The organism is Leifsonia sp. NPDC077715, from assembly GCF_040686855.1.
Classification (GTDB): Bacteria; Actinomycetota; Actinomycetes; order Actinomycetales; family Microbacteriaceae; genus Leifsonia.
Window position 1 is genome coordinate 1,218,525 of the sequence record NZ_JBFBOG010000002.1, and the last position, 14,376, is coordinate 1,232,900.

Annotated in this window: 15 protein-coding genes; 14 read left to right on the forward strand and 1 reads right to left on the reverse strand. The window is 71.7% G+C overall.

The features are described 5' to 3' along the window. Positions 1 to 23 precede the first annotated feature (23 nt). Genes AB0P25_RS12875 through xerD form a run of 7 tightly spaced genes read left to right on the forward strand, consistent with a single transcriptional unit; the run spans position 24 to position 7,048 of the window. Positions 24 to 179, forward strand: coding sequence for a hypothetical protein (locus AB0P25_RS12875; RefSeq protein WP_363807818.1), 156 nt, complete (start codon positions 24 to 26; stop codon positions 177 to 179). Next, a complete protein-coding gene (locus AB0P25_RS12880) occupies positions 166 to 966 on the forward strand; it encodes a TlyA family RNA methyltransferase (protein WP_363807819.1) in 801 nt (266 codons plus the stop codon). Before AB0P25_RS12875 ends, AB0P25_RS12880 begins: the two co-directional genes overlap by 14 nt. A gap of 58 nt (positions 967 to 1,024) precedes the next feature. Further along, positions 1,025 to 1,981, forward strand: a complete 957-nt coding sequence (locus AB0P25_RS12885; protein ID WP_363807820.1) for an NAD kinase — start codon at positions 1,025 to 1,027, stop codon at positions 1,979 to 1,981. After that, positions 1,974 to 3,716, forward strand: a complete 1,743-nt coding sequence (gene recN / locus AB0P25_RS12890; protein WP_363807822.1) for a DNA repair protein RecN — start codon at positions 1,974 to 1,976, stop codon at positions 3,714 to 3,716. The genes AB0P25_RS12885 and recN overlap by 8 nt, the downstream gene beginning before the upstream one ends. A 52-nt stretch (positions 3,717 to 3,768) precedes the next feature. Then, positions 3,769 to 5,496: a CTP synthase gene (locus AB0P25_RS12895; RefSeq protein ID WP_363807823.1), complete on the forward strand. Its 1,728-nt coding sequence runs from the start codon at positions 3,769 to 3,771 to the stop codon at positions 5,494 to 5,496. Continuing rightward, positions 5,496 to 6,143: an NUDIX hydrolase gene (locus tag AB0P25_RS12900; protein ID WP_363807826.1), complete on the forward strand. Its 648-nt coding sequence runs from the start codon at positions 5,496 to 5,498 to the stop codon at positions 6,141 to 6,143. Before AB0P25_RS12895 ends, AB0P25_RS12900 begins: the two co-directional genes overlap by 1 nt. Then, positions 6,140 to 7,048 carry a site-specific tyrosine recombinase XerD gene (gene xerD, locus AB0P25_RS12905; RefSeq protein WP_363807828.1) on the forward strand — a complete coding sequence of 303 codons (909 nt, stop codon included), beginning with the start codon at positions 6,140 to 6,142 and terminating at the stop codon, positions 7,046 to 7,048. The genes AB0P25_RS12900 and xerD overlap by 4 nt, the downstream gene beginning before the upstream one ends. Here xerD and AB0P25_RS12910 read toward each other — a convergent pair. Beyond that, on the reverse strand, positions 7,045 to 7,557 hold the full coding sequence (locus tag AB0P25_RS12910; RefSeq protein WP_363808057.1) for a GNAT family N-acetyltransferase: 513 nt from the start codon (positions 7,555 to 7,557) through the stop codon (positions 7,045 to 7,047). The genes xerD and AB0P25_RS12910 overlap by 4 nt on opposite strands. Positions 7,558 to 7,711: 154 nt before the next feature. Between AB0P25_RS12910 and AB0P25_RS12915 the strand changes: the two genes are divergently transcribed. The 7 genes from AB0P25_RS12915 (at position 7,712) to der (ending at position 14,342) form a co-directional block, all read left to right on the forward strand. Continuing rightward, positions 7,712 to 8,572: a ParA family protein gene (locus AB0P25_RS12915; protein WP_363808058.1), complete on the forward strand. Its 861-nt coding sequence runs from the start codon at positions 7,712 to 7,714 to the stop codon at positions 8,570 to 8,572. Continuing rightward, positions 8,556 to 9,383, forward strand: coding sequence for a ScpA family protein (locus tag AB0P25_RS12920; protein ID WP_363807830.1), 828 nt, complete (start codon positions 8,556 to 8,558; stop codon positions 9,381 to 9,383). The genes AB0P25_RS12915 and AB0P25_RS12920 overlap by 17 nt, the downstream gene beginning before the upstream one ends. Beyond that, the gene (gene scpB / locus AB0P25_RS12925; RefSeq protein WP_363807832.1) at positions 9,373 to 10,011 is read left to right on the forward strand and encodes an SMC-Scp complex subunit ScpB; all 639 of its coding nucleotides are present in this window, start codon (positions 9,373 to 9,375) and stop codon (positions 10,009 to 10,011) included. Before AB0P25_RS12920 ends, scpB begins: the two co-directional genes overlap by 11 nt. Then, a complete protein-coding gene (locus tag AB0P25_RS12930) occupies positions 10,001 to 10,762 on the forward strand; it encodes a pseudouridine synthase (RefSeq protein WP_363807835.1) in 762 nt (253 codons plus the stop codon). Before scpB ends, AB0P25_RS12930 begins: the two co-directional genes overlap by 11 nt. 325 nt (positions 10,763 to 11,087) lie before the next feature. After that, on the forward strand, positions 11,088 to 12,176 hold the full coding sequence (locus AB0P25_RS12935) for a prephenate dehydrogenase (protein ID WP_363807836.1): 1,089 nt from the start codon (positions 11,088 to 11,090) through the stop codon (positions 12,174 to 12,176). After that, positions 12,173 to 12,844, forward strand: a complete 672-nt coding sequence (gene cmk, locus AB0P25_RS12940) for a (d)CMP kinase (RefSeq protein WP_363807838.1) — start codon at positions 12,173 to 12,175, stop codon at positions 12,842 to 12,844. Before AB0P25_RS12935 ends, cmk begins: the two co-directional genes overlap by 4 nt. Beyond that, a complete protein-coding gene (gene der / locus AB0P25_RS12945; protein WP_363807839.1) occupies positions 12,837 to 14,342 on the forward strand; it encodes a ribosome biogenesis GTPase Der in 1,506 nt (501 codons plus the stop codon). Before cmk ends, der begins: the two co-directional genes overlap by 8 nt. Positions 14,343 to 14,376: the final 34 nt, after the last annotated feature.

Here is a 14,376-nt window from a genome sequence, read left to right on the forward strand (position 1 = left end):
GATGCGGGACGTACGGTGGCCTCATGACCGATGAACCGCAGCCCGGCGACGGCGCGCTCGTCGAACGGCTCGACGTGATCGAGGAGCAGCCGCTGGCCGACCGCGCCGACGCGTACGCGCAGCTCCACGAGCAGTTGCGGCGCACCCTGGAGGGCGACGACGAGCATGGCCGGGGCTGACCGCCGCCTCGACGTCGCGCTGGCCGAGCTGGGGTTGGCCCGCTCGCGCTCGCACGCGGCCGCGGTGATCGCCGAAGGCCTGGTGACGGTGGACGGGCGTCCCGCCGTGCGTGCATCCCTCAAGGTGTCGGAGGGGCAGGACATCCGCGTCGCGGGCGCCGACCACTACGTCAGCCGGGGCGCGCACAAGCTCCTCGCGGCGCTCGACGCGTTCGCGATCGACCCCGCCGGGCGGATCGCGCTCGACGCGGGCGCCTCCACCGGCGGGTTCAGCCAAGTGCTGCTGGAGCGCGGCGCCGCCCGGGTGATCGCGGTCGACGTCGGACACGGCCAGTTGTCGCCCGCCCTGGCCGGGGAGGAGCGGCTGGCGTCGTACGAGGGCGTCAACGTGCGCTCGCTGAGCCCGTCCTCGCTCGCGGCGCTGACCGGCGACGACGCACGTCCCGATCTCGTCGTTGCCGACCTGTCCTTCATCTCGCTCACGCAGGTCATCCCGGCGCTCGTGGCCACGGCCGCGCGGGGCGCCGACTTCGTGCTGCTGATCAAGCCGCAGTTCGAGGTGGGACGGCAGGGGATCCGGGAGGGCGTGGTCCGGGACGCGGGACTGCGTGCCGATGCGATCTCCGACGTGCTCTGGGCCGCGCACGATGCCGGCCTCGGTACGGCCGGCCTCATCGCGTCCCCGATCGCCGGCGGCCACGGCAACCGGGAGTTCCTGGCCTGGTTCCGTGCGGGCGCGCCCGACCCGTCGGGGCTGCGCGACGAGGTGGTCCGGCTTTCGCGGTAGGTGAACGTTCTCCACAATCCGGGCCGACGGCCTGGTCCTGCTCCCGAAACCGGTAAGAATGGGAGGACGGCTTTCGAGAGGAGACGACGTGGCACAGATCGGTGCAGCGACGCGCTACATCCTGGTCGTCGCGCACACCGGTCGGCAGGACTCGCTGGAGGCGGGCGTGCGGGTGTCACGGCAGCTGCTCGACGCGGGCGTCGTCCCGGTGCTCAGCGCGGACGAACGGCGCGACATCCTCGAGGCCGATCCGTCTCTGGACGCGGTGCGGGTGCTCGGCGACGACGTGGCGCCGAGCGAGCTCGAGCTGGTCATCGTGCTGGGCGGCGACGGCACCATCCTGCGCGCGGCGGAGCTGGTGCGCGGATGCTCGGCGCCGCTGCTCGGCGTCAACCTCGGTCACGTCGGGTTCCTCGCCGAGAGCGAGCGCGACGACCTCGAGACGGCGGTGGCGCGGGGGCTTGCGAAGGACTACGAGGTCGAGGAGCGCATGACGCTCTCCGCGCGGGTCAAGGTCGGCCGCGAGGTGGTCTACGAGAGCTGGGCGCTCAACGAAGCCACGGTCGAGAAGGCGAGCCGCGAGCGGATGCTCGAGGTCGTCATCGAAGTCGACGGCCGGCCCATGTCGAGCTTCGGCTGCGACGGCGTCGTCATGTCGACGCCGACCGGCTCCACGGCCTACTCGTTCTCCGCGGGCGGCCCGGTCGTCTGGCCGGGCGTCGCCGCCCTGCTCCTCGTGCCGCTCAGCGCGCACGCCCTGTTCTCGCGGCCGCTGGTCGTCGACGCCGACTCGTCGCTCGCGGTCGAACTGCTCGACCGCGCGGGTGGCGCGGGCATCCTCTGGTGCGATGGCCGCCGCCCCTTCGACCTGCCGCGCGGCGCCCGCGTCGTGGTGCGCCGATCGCCCATCCCGGTGCGCCTCGCACGCCTCCACCCGGGGCCGTTCACCGACCGCCTGGTGCACAAGTTCGACCTTCCCGTGACGGGATGGAGGGGGCCCGCCGGCCGTGACTGACGTACGCGGAGGAATCGAGGAGATCTCGATCAAAGACCTGGGCGTCATCGCCGACGCCTCGCTGCCTCTCGGCTCGGGATTCACGGCGATCACCGGAGAGACCGGCGCGGGCAAGACCATGGTGGTGTCCGCGCTCGGTCTGCTGCTGGGCGAGCGCGCCGACAGCGGCGCCGTGCGGCTGAACAGCCCGCAGGCGTGGGTGGAGGGCCGCTGGCGCGTGCCGTCCGCCGGGGACGTGGTGGAGCGGGTGCGCGACGCCGGCGGCGATGTGGATGCGATCGACGCATCCGAGGCCGAGCTCGTGCTCAGCCGCTCCGTGTCGGCCGAGGGCCGCTCGCGGGCGGTCGTCGGGGGCCGCAGCGCGCCGGTCGCTGTCCTGACCGAGCTGGGGGAGCAGCTGGTCGTCGTGCACGGCCAGTCCGACCAGATCCGGCTCCGGTCGGCCGTCGCGCAGCGCGCCGCGCTCGACCGGTTCGCCGGGCCCGCGTTCGCGGAGCAGCAGGCCGCCTACGAGCAGGTGTTCCACCGCTGGCGCGACAACCGCTCCGAGCTGGACGAGCTGGTCGCCGACCAGGAGCGCCGCGCCCGTGAGGCCGACGACCTTCGGGTCGCGATGGCCGAGATCGAGACCATCGCCCCGCAGCCGGGTGAGGACGACGAGCTCGCCGACCGCGCCGAGCGGCTGACCAACCTCGAAGAGCTGCGGCTCGCCGCTGCGGCCGCGCGCGAGCTGCTGAGCGCCGAGGAGTCCGAGGGCGCCGACGCGCTCGGTCTGCTCGACAACGCCCGCCGCCAGCTGGAGCGCGTCGCCCCGCACGACAGCGCGCTGCAGCCGCTCGCCGAGTCGGTCGCAGAGGCCAACTACCTGATCTCCGACATCGCGGCGCAGCTGTCCACCTACCTCGCCGCACTCGACACCGACGGCGCCGCCGAGCTGGAGGTCGTGCAGGATCGCCGGGCTCAGCTTGCCGGACTCGTGCGCAAGTACGGCCCGACGCTCGACGACGTGATCCGCACGCTCGAGACGGGCAGCCTGCGACTCCTCGAGCTCGACGGCGACGCCGACCGCATCGACGAGCTGACCCGCGAGGTCGCCGACGACGAGGCGCTGGTCCGCGAGCTCGCCGCCGGTCTCAGCGCCGAGCGCACGGCCGCGGCCGCGCGCCTGTCCGAGGCTGTCAGCGACGAGCTCTCGGCGCTCGCGATGCCCGACGCCCGCATCGTGGTCGAGGTGACCCAGCGCGACGCCGACGACCCCGGAACGTACAGCGCGTCGGGACGCGACCAGGTCGCCATCCTGCTGCAGCCGCATCCCGGCGCGGAGCCGCGTCCACTCGGCAAGGGCGCGTCGGGCGGCGAGCTGTCGCGTGTCATGCTCGCGATCGAGGTCGTCATCGCCGGCAGTGACCCGGTCCCGACCTTCATCTTCGACGAGGTCGACGCCGGCGTCGGCGGCGCCTCCGCCATCGAGATCGGCCGCCGCCTGGCCCGCCTCGCCGAATCGGCGCAGGTGATCGTAGTGACCCACCTGGCGCAGGTCGCCGCGTTCGCGACCAACCACCTCACGGTCGTCAAGGGCAACGACGGCGCGGTCACCGCCTCCAGCGTCCGCCGCCTCGACGGCGACGAGCGCATCGCCGAGATGGCGCGCCTGCTCTCCGGCCTGCCCGACTCCGAGAGCGGACTGGCGCACGCGCGCGAGCTGGTCGAGATGGCGTCCGCCGCACGTCGCTGACACGGGCGCGCGCGGACGGGAGCGGCCGCCGGGGGTGATAAGCTATAAGCCCGTGGTGGATTATTCAGACGCGGGCACAAATAACGGCATTACCAAGCACATCTTCGTGACAGGTGGTGTCGTTTCTTCGTTGGGCAAGGGCCTCACGGCCGCCTCTCTCGGCAATCTTCTGACGGCCCGCGGACTCCGCGTCGTCATGCAGAAGCTCGACCCGTACCTCAACGTGGACCCGGGAACGATGAACCCGTTCCAGCACGGCGAGGTCTTCGTCACCGACGACGGCGCCGAGACCGACCTCGACATCGGCCACTACGAGCGCTTCCTCGACATCAACCTGGGACAGTCGGCCAACGTCACGACCGGCCAGATCTACTCGAACGTCATCGCCAAGGAGCGCCGCGGCGAATACCTCGGCGACACCGTGCAGGTCATCCCGCACATCACCGACGAGATCAAGCGCCGGATGCGCCTCCAGGCCCAGCCGGGCCCGGACGGGCAGCCCGCACCGGACGTCATCATCACCGAGATCGGCGGCACGGTCGGCGACATCGAGTCGCAGCCCTTCATCGAGTCCGCCCGCCAGGTGCGCCACGAGCTCGGCCGCAAGAACTGCTTCTTCGTGCACGTCTCGCTGGTGCCCTTCATGAACGCCTCGGGCGAGCAGAAGACCAAGCCGACGCAGCATTCCGTCGCCGCGCTCCGCTCCATCGGCATCCAGCCGGACGCCCTCGTCCTCCGCAGCGACCGCCCGGTCTCCGACAGCAACAAGCGCAAGATCGCGCTCATGTGCGACGTCGACGAGCAGGCCGTCGTGAACGCGGTCGACGTGCCGAGCATCTACGACATCCCGACCATGCTCCACGAGCAGGGCCTCGACGCGTACATCATCGACCAGCTCGGTCTCGACCAGGCGGGCGACGTCGACTGGAACGGCTGGGCGCGCCTCCTGGAGGCCGTGCACGACCCGAAGCACGAGGTCACCATCGGCCTGGTCGGCAAGTACATCGATCTGCCCGACGCCTACCTCTCGGTCACCGAGGCGCTGCGTGCCGGCGGCTTCGCGCACCGCGCCAAGGTGAAGCTCAAGTGGATCGCCTCCGACGAGTGCCAGACGCCCGAGGGTGCGGCGCACCAGCTGAGCGACGTGGACGCGATCTGCGTGCCCGGCGGCTTCGGCGTCCGCGGCATCGAGGGCAAGGTGGGCGCGCTGCGCTTCGCCCGCGAGAACGGCATCCCGGCGCTCGGCCTGTGCCTGGGCCTCCAGTGCATGGTCATCGAGTACGCGCGGCACGAGGCGGGCCTCGGCGGCGCCTCGTCGTCGGAGTTCGACCCCGAGACCGAGTTCCCGGTGATCGCGACCATGGCCGAGCAGGTGGACATCATCGCCGGCGGCGACCTCGGCGGCACCATGCGCCTGGGCCTGTACCCGGCCACGCTCGCCGAGGGCTCGATCGTCGCGGAGCTGTACGGCGCGAACGAGGCCTCCGAGCGTCACCGCCACCGCTACGAGGTGAACAACAACTACCGCGAGCAGATCGCCGACGCCGGTCTCTGGTTCTCCGGCACCTCGCCCGACGGCCACCTGGTCGAGTACGTCGAACTCCCGCGCGACGTGCACCCGTTCTACGTGGGCACGCAGGCGCACCCCGAGCTGCGGTCGCGGCCGAACCGGGCGCACCCGCTGTTCGCCGGCCTCGTCGGCGCCGCGCTCGACCGCCAGAAGGCCGCCCTGCTCTTCGAGGTCGCCGAGGCCGACGCGGAGATGGTGGCCGAGGCCTGATGTCGGACGCCGCCGAGACCACCGCCACCGACCTGAACGACCAGCCGTTCCGCCCGGAGATCGTCTCGAGCGAGACGGCCTTCGAGGGCAAGATCTGGAACGTCCGCCGCGACGTCTTCCGCTACAACGGCGAGGAGATCACGCGCGAGTACGTCGACCACACCGGCGCCGTGGGCATCCTGGCGATGGACGACGACGGCCGGGTGCTGCTCATCCGCCAGTACCGCCATCCCGTTCGTCACCGCGACTGGGAGATCCCGGCCGGCCTGCTCGACCAGCACGGCGAGGAGCCGCTGGTCGCGGCCCAGCGCGAACTGGGCGAGGAGGCCGATCTCGAGGCGGACGAGTGGAACGTGCTCGCGGACGTGTTCACGAGCCCGGGCGGCAACGACGAGGCGATCCGGATCTACCTGGCCCGCGGCATCCGCTCGACCGGCTCCGCGTTCGCGCGCGAGGCGGAGGAGGCGGACATCGAGGTGCGCTGGGTGCCGCTCGACGAGGCGGTGGATGCGGTGCTGCAGCGGCGCGTCCACAACGCCCCGCTGATCATCGCGCTGCTCGCCGCCCGTACCGCGCGCGAGCAGGGATGGAGCACGCTCGGCGCGGCGAGCGAGCCCTGGCCGAGCCACCCCAAGCTGTCGGTATGACCGTCGCCGCCGATGTCGACGCCTTCCTGAGGCACGTCGCCATCGAGCGCGGCCTCTCGGCGAACACGGTCGCGGCCTACCGCCGCGACCTGGGCGTCTACAGCGGTTGGCTGGAGGCGCAGGGCGTGAGCGACGTGCGCCTCGTGACGCCGGCGACCCTGTCGGCGTTCGCCGTGCACCTCGGGACGCGCGAGGAGTCGCCGCTCACCGCATCCTCGCTGGCCCGCATGCTGTCGACCGTGCGCGGCTTCCACCGGTTCCTGCTGGAGGAGGGCCGGGTCGATGTGGATGCGGCGCGCGACCTGCGCCCGCCGAAGCTCCCGAGCCGCCTGCCGAAGGCGATCTCGGTGGAGCAGGTGTCGGCGCTGCTCGCTGCGACCGACGGCGACGACGTCGCCGCGCTGCGTGACAAGGCGCTGCTGGAGCTGATGTACGCGACCGGCGCGCGGGTGAGCGAGGCGGTCGGACTGAACGTGGACGACGTGATCGACGCCGACGTCGTCCGCCTCACCGGCAAGGGCAGCAAGCAGCGGATCGTGCCGCTGGGGTCGTACGCGCGCGAGGCGGTGTCCGCGTACCTCGTCCGCGCGCGGCCCGTGCTCTCGGCGAAGGGACGCGCGACGCCGGCGCTGTTCCTCGGGATGCGCGGGGCCCGGCTGTCGCGCCAGAACGTGTGGCTGATCATCCGCGCCGCCGCCGAGCGGGCCCAGCTCGACGGCGAGCACCTGTCGCCGCACACGCTGCGCCACTCGTTCGCGACGCACCTGCTGGCCGGAGGAGCGGACGTCCGCGTGGTGCAGGAGCTGCTGGGCCACTCGTCCGTCGCGACGACGCAGATCTACACGCTGGTCACCGCCGACACCCTCCGCGACGTCTACACCTCATCCCACCCCCGCGCCCGCTAGACGCGGTGGCGGCGGCGCGGGGCACGGCGCCGCAGCCAGACGTAGACCGAGCCGCCGTCGAAGCCGGCACGGCGGGTCGCGGTGAAGCCGAGCTTCGACAGCACCCCGAACGACGGCGCGTTCCAGGTCGCGACCGTCGCCCACAGGACCGGGAACCCGGCGTCGAACGCCGCGTCCGCCGCGGCGGCGGCCGCCTCCGTCGCGTAGCCGTGACCCACCTGTCCGCGCAGCAGCTCGTACGCGAGCTCCGGCTGGGACGTGTTCGCTCGGCCGACCACGAGCCCGCAGTAGCCGACCACCTCGCCCGATGACGCGTCCTCGATCGTGTACAGCCCGAACCCGCGCTCGTCGAAGGCCGCGCGCTGCGCATCCAGCCGCTCCCGCTCCTCCTCGAGGGTCCCCGGCGGGCGGCCGACAGGATGCTCGGCGAGCAGCGCGAGGTTCCACTCGGCGTCGCGTCCGTCGCGCGGGCGCAGGCGCAGACGCGGGGTCTCGAGAGCGGACGGCATCGGCTGCACGCGACCACCGTACCGAACCGCCGGGCGTGCGGCCCGCAAGCGGGGCACGTCGCGCATAGACTGTTCCCTTGAAAGACCGCCCACGAGAGGGACGAGGAACACCCAGGTGACGCGCAACGACGAGGTCGAGACCCAGCTTCCGGGCATGGATGAGGCATCCGTCGCCGCGAAGCCCGGGCCCACCGGCCGTCCGCTGCGCGCCTTCCCGGTGCCGGCCCCGCTCGCGCAGCACGGTCCCGCCAAGATCATCGCCCTCTGCAACCAGAAGGGCGGCGTCGGCAAGACGACGACCAGCATCAACCTCGGCGCGTCGCTCGCCGACTACGGCCGACGCGTCCTCGCGGTCGACTTCGACCCGCAGGGCGCGCTGTCCGCGGGCCTCGGCGCACGGACGCACGACGTCACGACCATCTACGACCTGCTGCTCAACCGCAATGCCGACGTGCAGGGAGCCATCCAGCACACCTCCGTGCCGAATCTCGACATCATCCCGGCCAACATCGACCTGTCGGCCGCCGAGGTGCACCTCGTCAACGAGGTGGCCCGCGAGCAGATCCTGGCCGGCGTGCTGCGCAAGGTCGCGAACGACTACGACGTGATCCTGGTCGACTGCCAGCCGTCGCTCGGCATCCTGACCGTCAACGCCCTGACCGCGAGCCACGGCGTCCTCATCCCGCTGGAGTGCGAGTACTTCGCACTGCGCGGCGTCGCCCTGCTCATCGAGACGATCGACAAGGTCCGTGAGCGGCTGAACCCGGCGATCGAGCTGGACGGCATCCTCGCCACGATGTACGACTCCCGCACGCTGCATTCGCGCGAGGTGCTGGAGCGCGTCGTCGACGCCTTCGGCGACCGCGTGCTCGAGACCGTCATCTCGCGCACGGTGAAGTTCCCGGACGCGTCGGTCGCGGCCACCCCGATCACGCAGTTCGCGCCCGAGCACCAGGCTGCGGAGGCGTACCGGCAGCTGGCGCGGGAACTGGTGTTCCGTGGCGCCGTCGCCTGACCTGCCCGACGTCGCGCAGCCGGAGGACGCCCCGGGCTTCCGCGTGTCCCTCGGCGACTTCGAGGGTCCGTTCGACCTGCTCCTGTCGCTGATCACCAAGCACGAGCTCGACATCACCGAGATCTCGCTCAGCAAGGTGACCGACGAGTTCATCGCCTACCTCCGCCAGCTCGACACCGACGACAGCCTGGATGAGGCGAGCGAATTCCTGCTCGTCGCCGCCACCCTGCTCGACCTCAAGGTGGCCGGACTCCTGCCCCAGGGCGAACTGGTGGATGCGGAGGACGTCGCGCTGCTCGAAGCCCGCGACCTCCTCTTCGCCCGCCTGCTGCAGTACCGCGCGTTCAAGGAGGCCTCGGCCTGGTTCGCGCAGCGACTCGAGGCCGAGGGCGCCCGGCACGCGCGCCTGGTACGGCTGGAGGACAAGTTCCGCCAGCGCACCCCGGAACTGGTATGGACGCTGAGCCTCGACGACTTCGCCGCCCTCGCGACCCTGGCGATGACGCCGCGGGAGGTGCCCGTCGTCGGGCTGGACCACCTGCACGCGCCGCTGGTCAGCATCCGGGAGCAGGCGGCGATCGTGGTGGGGATGCTGCGGCACGGCGAGCCGATGAGCTTCCGGCAGCTGGTGGCGGGCGCCGAGCAGAAGGGCGTCGTCGTGGCGCGGTTCCTTGCGGTGCTGGAGCTGTACCGGCGTGCGGCGCTCGCCTTCGAGCAGCTGGAACCGCTCGGGGAGCTGACCCTGCGATGGACCGCCGAGCACTGGTCCGAGGAGAACCTGTCGAACTTGGGAGCCGACTATGACGGTTGAGGATGTGGCCGACGACGTCGTCGTCGAGGGCGACGAGGTGACGGACACCACCGAGGTGCCGGCGCCGGTCGAGGACGCGCAGATCGAGCGGGCGCTGGAGGCCATCCTGATGGTCGCCGACGAGCCGATGAGCCTGGTGACGCTGGCGACGGCGGTCGGCGCGCCCGTGAAGCGGGTGCGCACGGCGATCGCGGCGCTGGTGGCCGACTTCGACGGAGAGGGCGGCGGCGTCCGGCGCGGGTTCGAGCTGCGCGAGGTCGGCGGTGGATGGCGGATCTACGTCCGCGAGGAGTTCGACGCCGTGGTCTCGGGCTACGTGCTGCAGCAGAACCCGACCAAACTGTCCCAGGCGGCTCTGGAGACGCTGGCGGTGATCGCCTACAAGCAGCCGATCAGCCGCGGCGCCATCGCATCCATCCGTGCCGTCAACGTGGACTCGGTGGTGCGCACGCTGCTCGGCCGCGGCCTGATCACGGAGCTGTTCACGGACAGCGAGACCGGCGCGATCAACTACGGCACCACCGACCTGCTGCTTAGCCAGCTCGGCATCAACTCCGTAGACGAGCTGCCGAAGATCTCGCCGCTGCTCAGCGACGGCGTGGACGGGTTCGAGGGCGATGTCCGCTGAGAACGGGGCGCAGGGCTCCCAGGGAGAGCGCCTGCAGAAGGTGATGGCGGCCGCCGGCGTGGCGTCGCGGCGCGTGTCGGAGGAGCTGATCGTCGCCGGGCGGGTGACCGTGAACGGGAAGGTCGTCCAGGAGCTCGGCACGCGCGTCGACCCCGCGGTCGACAAGGTCGCGGTGGACGGCACGGCCGTGCAGCTCGACACCTCCCGCCGCTACGTCATGCTCAACAAGCCGGTCGGCGTGGTCAGCTCGATGCGCGACGAGCAGGGGCGGCCCGACCTGTCGCGGTTCACGGCGCAGTACCCGGAGCGGCTGTTCAACGTCGGCCGGCTGGATGCGGAGACCTCGGGTCTGCTCATCCTCACGAACGACGGCGAGCTGGCGCACGTGCTCGCGCATCCGTCGTTCGGGGTCACCAAGACCTACATCGCGCGGGTGCGCGGCGTGATGACGCCGCAGACGATCGGACGGCTGACGAAGGGCGTGGAGCTCGAGGACGGGCCGATCGCCGCCGACAAGGCGCGCCTGCTGCAGTCGAACCAGCGGGACGGCGAGTCGCTGGTCGAGATCACGCTGCACTCTGGGCGCAACCGAATCGTGCGGCGCATGCTCGCCGAGGTCGGGCACCCGGTGGTCGAACTGGTGCGGCGGCAGTTCGGCCCGCTGCACCTGGGGACGCTGAAGGTTGGCCAGCTGCGCGACCTCACGAAGGACGAGCTCGGCAAGCTGCTGACCATCTCCCGCGAAGGCTGACACGGCCCGACCCGCCGGCGGCCCGCTACGCCTCGGCCGTGACGGAGGAGATCCGGACTCCGCCGCCGGCCGCATTCCTCCCTTTCGCGCGCCGGCCCGGCGTGTCGGGCCGGAACTCCTCCGTTTGGCACGCTGCCGCGCAGAGCGGCGCCGGAGACGCCTGGCCGGGGGCGCGTCGCGCCTCCTGAGCAAAAGGGAGGAATTCCGGGGCGACGCGCCGATGGAACGCCTGGAACGGAGGAATCCGCGACTCGGAGGACCGCATCCTCCTCCCTTCGCAACGGACGCGAAAACGAGGGTCGGCGGCGCTGGCTAAGGTGGACGGGTGACTGACACTCCCGCCCGCCTCGCCGGCCCCGTCCGCGTCGTCGGCGCGGGGCTGCTCGGCGCCTCCGTCGGACTGGGGCTGCGCGCCCGTGGTGTCGACGTGGTGCTCGCCGACGCCTCGCCCGCCCACCTGCGGCTGGCGGCGGACTATGGCGCGGGTCGCGTGGACGACGGGGGAGTGGAGCCCGCGCTGATCGTGGTGGCGGTGCCGCCGGATCTGACCGGCCGCGTCGTCGCCGACGAGCTGGCGACGCATCCGGAGGCGGTGGTCACGGATGTGGCGAGCGTCAAGGTCGCGCCGCTCGCCGAACTCGAGGGCTCCGGGCTCGACCTCTCGCGCTACGTCGGCGGCCATCCGCTGGCCGGGCGCGAGCGCGGCGGCCCCTCCTCTGCCCGCGCCGACCTCTTCATTGGGCGGCCGTGGGTCGTCGCCGCGCGTCCCGAGAACCCGCGCTCGGCGGTCAGCCTGGTCGAAGCGCTCATCCTCGACCTCGGAGCCACGCCGGTCGAGATGGCCGCCGACGAGCACGACGCCGCCGTCGCGCTCGTCTCGCACGCGCCGCAGATCGTGTCGTCGCTCATGGCGAAGCGGCTCGCCGACTCGCCCGACGCCGCGCTCGCGCTGGCCGGCCAGGGCGTCCGTGACGTGACCCGCATCGCGGCGAGCGAGCCGGAGCTGTGGGTGCAGATCCTCGGAGCGAACGCGCCGGCGATCGTCGAGATCCTGCGCGCCTACCGGGATGACCTCGACCGGGTGCTGGTCGCGCTCGGCGACGTCGACGCCGCCGGCGCCCGGCGCACGATCGCGGAGGAGATCGCCGGCGGCAACACCGGCGTCTCGCGCCTGCCGGGCAAGCACGGCCAGGACCGGAGGTATGCGCGCTTCGTGGTGATGGTCGAGGACCGCCCGGGCGAGCTGGCCCGGCTGCTGCACGAGCTCGGCGAGCTCGGCGTGAACATGGAGGACCTGCGGCTGGAGCACTCGCCGGGAGCGCCGTTCGGCCTCGCCGATATCGCGGTGCTCCCCGAGGTCGAACACCGGACCGTGACGGACCTGACCGAACGTGGATGGAGGATCACCGGATGACCGAGACGATCGTGGTCGCGGTCGACGGGCCCGCGGGCAGCGGCAAGTCGAGCGTCAGCAAGGCGGCCGCACGCCGGCTGGGCTGGGCGTACCTCGACACCGGAGCCGCCTACCGCGCCCTGGCCTGGTACGTCGTCGCGCGCGAGCTCGACCCGACCGACTCGAACGTCGTCATCGACGCGCTGCCCGACTTCGACTACCGGATCGGGACCGACCCGGACACCTACCACGTGTTCGTCGGCGACACCGACGTGACCGAGACCATCCGCACCCCGGACGTGACGGCCGTCGTCGCGCCGATCGCACGGGTGCCGGAGGTGCGGGCGTTCCTCACGCAGCTGTTCCGCGACATCATCCGGCACACCGACCGCGACGGGATCGTCGTCGAGGGCCGCGACATCACCACGGTGGTGTGCCCGGATGCGCCGGTCCGCATCCTGCTCACCGCCGACGAAGCCGTTAGAATGGCGAGGCGTTCCGCGGAGCTGACCGGCCATTCCGCCGCCCACGTCGGTGAGGCCCTGCGCAGGCGCGATGCGGCGGACTCCCGCGTCGTCGACTTCATGAACGCCGCAGAAGGCGTCACCACCGTCGACTCCACCGACCTCGACTTCGACCAGACCGTTGACGCGGTCATCCAGGTCGTACAGAAAGCAGCCCATGTCTGACATCGAAAACGAGCCCACCGGCGACGACGACCTCGTCGCACGGCTCTCCGAGCTCGACGAGGACCTCGCGGTCCAGCGCGCCAACGCGCTGCGCAGCGGCCTCGAGGAGTACGAGCTCGACGAGAGCGACCTCGACATCCTCGACATCGCCGGTGAGGACGTCGAGGGCATCACCTACCTTCCCGCGCTTCCGGTGCTCGCCATCGTCGGCCGCCCGAACGTCGGCAAGTCCGCGCTCGTCAACCGCATCCTGGGTCGCCGCGAAGCAGTCGTGGAGGACACCCCCGGCGTCACGCGCGACCGCGTCTCGTACCAGGCGGAGTGGAACGGCCGCCGCTTCACGCTCGTCGACACCGGCGGCTGGGAGCCCGACGCCCGAGGCATCGACGCGTCCGTCGCCGCGCAGGCCGAGGTCGCGATCGACCTGGCCGACGCGGTCCTCTTCGTCGTGGATGCGACCGTCGGCGCGACCTCGACCGACGAGCACGTCGTCCGGCTGCTCCGCAAGACCAAGAAGCCCGTCTTCCTCGCCGCCAACAAGGTGGACGACGCGCGCCAGGAGCCCTACGCCACCGAGTTGTGGTCGCTGGGACTGGGCGAGCCGCATCCCGTCTCCGCCCTGCACGGGCGCGGTGTCGCGGACCTGCTGGACGAGATCCTGAAGGTGCTCCCGGAGGAGTCGGCGGTCGCCAAGCGCGAGATCGGCGGACCCCGCCGCGTCGCGATCATCGGCCGTCCGAACGTCGGCAAGTCGTCGCTCCTGAACAAGACCGCGGGCGAGGAGCGCGTGGTCGTCAACGAGCTCGCGGGCACCACCCGCGACCCGGTGGACGAGCAGGTCGAGCTCGGCGGCAAGGTCTGGCGCTTCGTCGACACCGCCGGCATCCGCCGTCGTGTGCACCTGCAGCAGGGCGCCGACTTCTACGCGTCGCTCCGCACGTCCACTGCGCTGGAGAAGGCCGAGGTCGCCGTCGTCGTGCTCGACGTGTCCGAGCCGATCAGCGAGCAGGACGTGCGCATCATCGACCTCGTCCTCGAATCCGGCCGCGCGCTGGTGCTCGCCTTCAACAAGTGGGACCTGCTCGACGACGACCGCCGCCGATACCTGGAGCGCGAGATCGAGCAGGACCTCGCGCATGTCTCGTGGGCGCCCCGCGTCAACATCTCGGCGCGCACCGGCCGTCACCTCGAGAAGCTGGTCCCCGCGCTGGAGCTGGCGCTCGAGTCGTGGGACACCCGCATCCCGACGGGCAAGTTCAACGCCTTCCTGGCCGAGCTGACCGCTGCGCACCCGCACCCGGTCCGGGGCGGCAAGCAGCCGCGCATCCTGTTCGGCACCCAGGCGTCGAGCCGTCCGCCGACATTCGTGGTGTTCACCACCGGGTTCCTGGACCCGGGATACCGGCGCTACATCATCCGCCGGCTCCGCGAGGTCTACGGCTTCGAGGGAACGCCCATCGTCCTCAACATGCGCGTCCGGGAGAAGCGCAAGCGCTAGCCCTCCCGCACTCGGTCGACGAGTGGTGACTAGT

What these genes read in the sequence shown, in the direction of transcription:
- AB0P25_RS12875 (WP_363807818.1), top strand. Translation starts at nt 24, where the DNA reads ATGACCGATGAACCGCAGCCCGGCGACGGCGCGCTCGTCGAACGGCTC.
- AB0P25_RS12880 (WP_363807819.1), top strand. Translation starts at nt 166, where the DNA reads ATGGCCGGGGCTGACCGCCGCCTCGACGTCGCGCTGGCCGAGCTGGGG.
- AB0P25_RS12885 (WP_363807820.1), top strand. Translation starts at nt 1,025, where the DNA reads ATGGGAGGACGGCTTTCGAGAGGAGACGACGTGGCACAGATCGGTGCA.
- AB0P25_RS12900 (WP_363807826.1), top strand. Translation starts at nt 5,496, where the DNA reads ATGTCGGACGCCGCCGAGACCACCGCCACCGACCTGAACGACCAGCCG.
- xerD (WP_363807828.1), top strand. Translation starts at nt 6,140, where the DNA reads ATGACCGTCGCCGCCGATGTCGACGCCTTCCTGAGGCACGTCGCCATC.
- AB0P25_RS12910 (WP_363808057.1), bottom strand. Translation starts at nt 7,557, where the DNA reads ATGCCGTCCGCTCTCGAGACCCCGCGTCTGCGCCTGCGCCCGCGCGAC.
- AB0P25_RS12915 (WP_363808058.1), top strand. Translation starts at nt 7,712, where the DNA reads ATGGATGAGGCATCCGTCGCCGCGAAGCCCGGGCCCACCGGCCGTCCG.
- scpB (WP_363807832.1), top strand. Translation starts at nt 9,373, where the DNA reads ATGACGGTTGAGGATGTGGCCGACGACGTCGTCGTCGAGGGCGACGAG.
- AB0P25_RS12930 (WP_363807835.1), top strand. Translation starts at nt 10,001, where the DNA reads ATGTCCGCTGAGAACGGGGCGCAGGGCTCCCAGGGAGAGCGCCTGCAG.
- cmk (WP_363807838.1), top strand. Translation starts at nt 12,173, where the DNA reads ATGACCGAGACGATCGTGGTCGCGGTCGACGGGCCCGCGGGCAGCGGC.
- der (WP_363807839.1), top strand. Translation starts at nt 12,837, where the DNA reads ATGTCTGACATCGAAAACGAGCCCACCGGCGACGACGACCTCGTCGCA.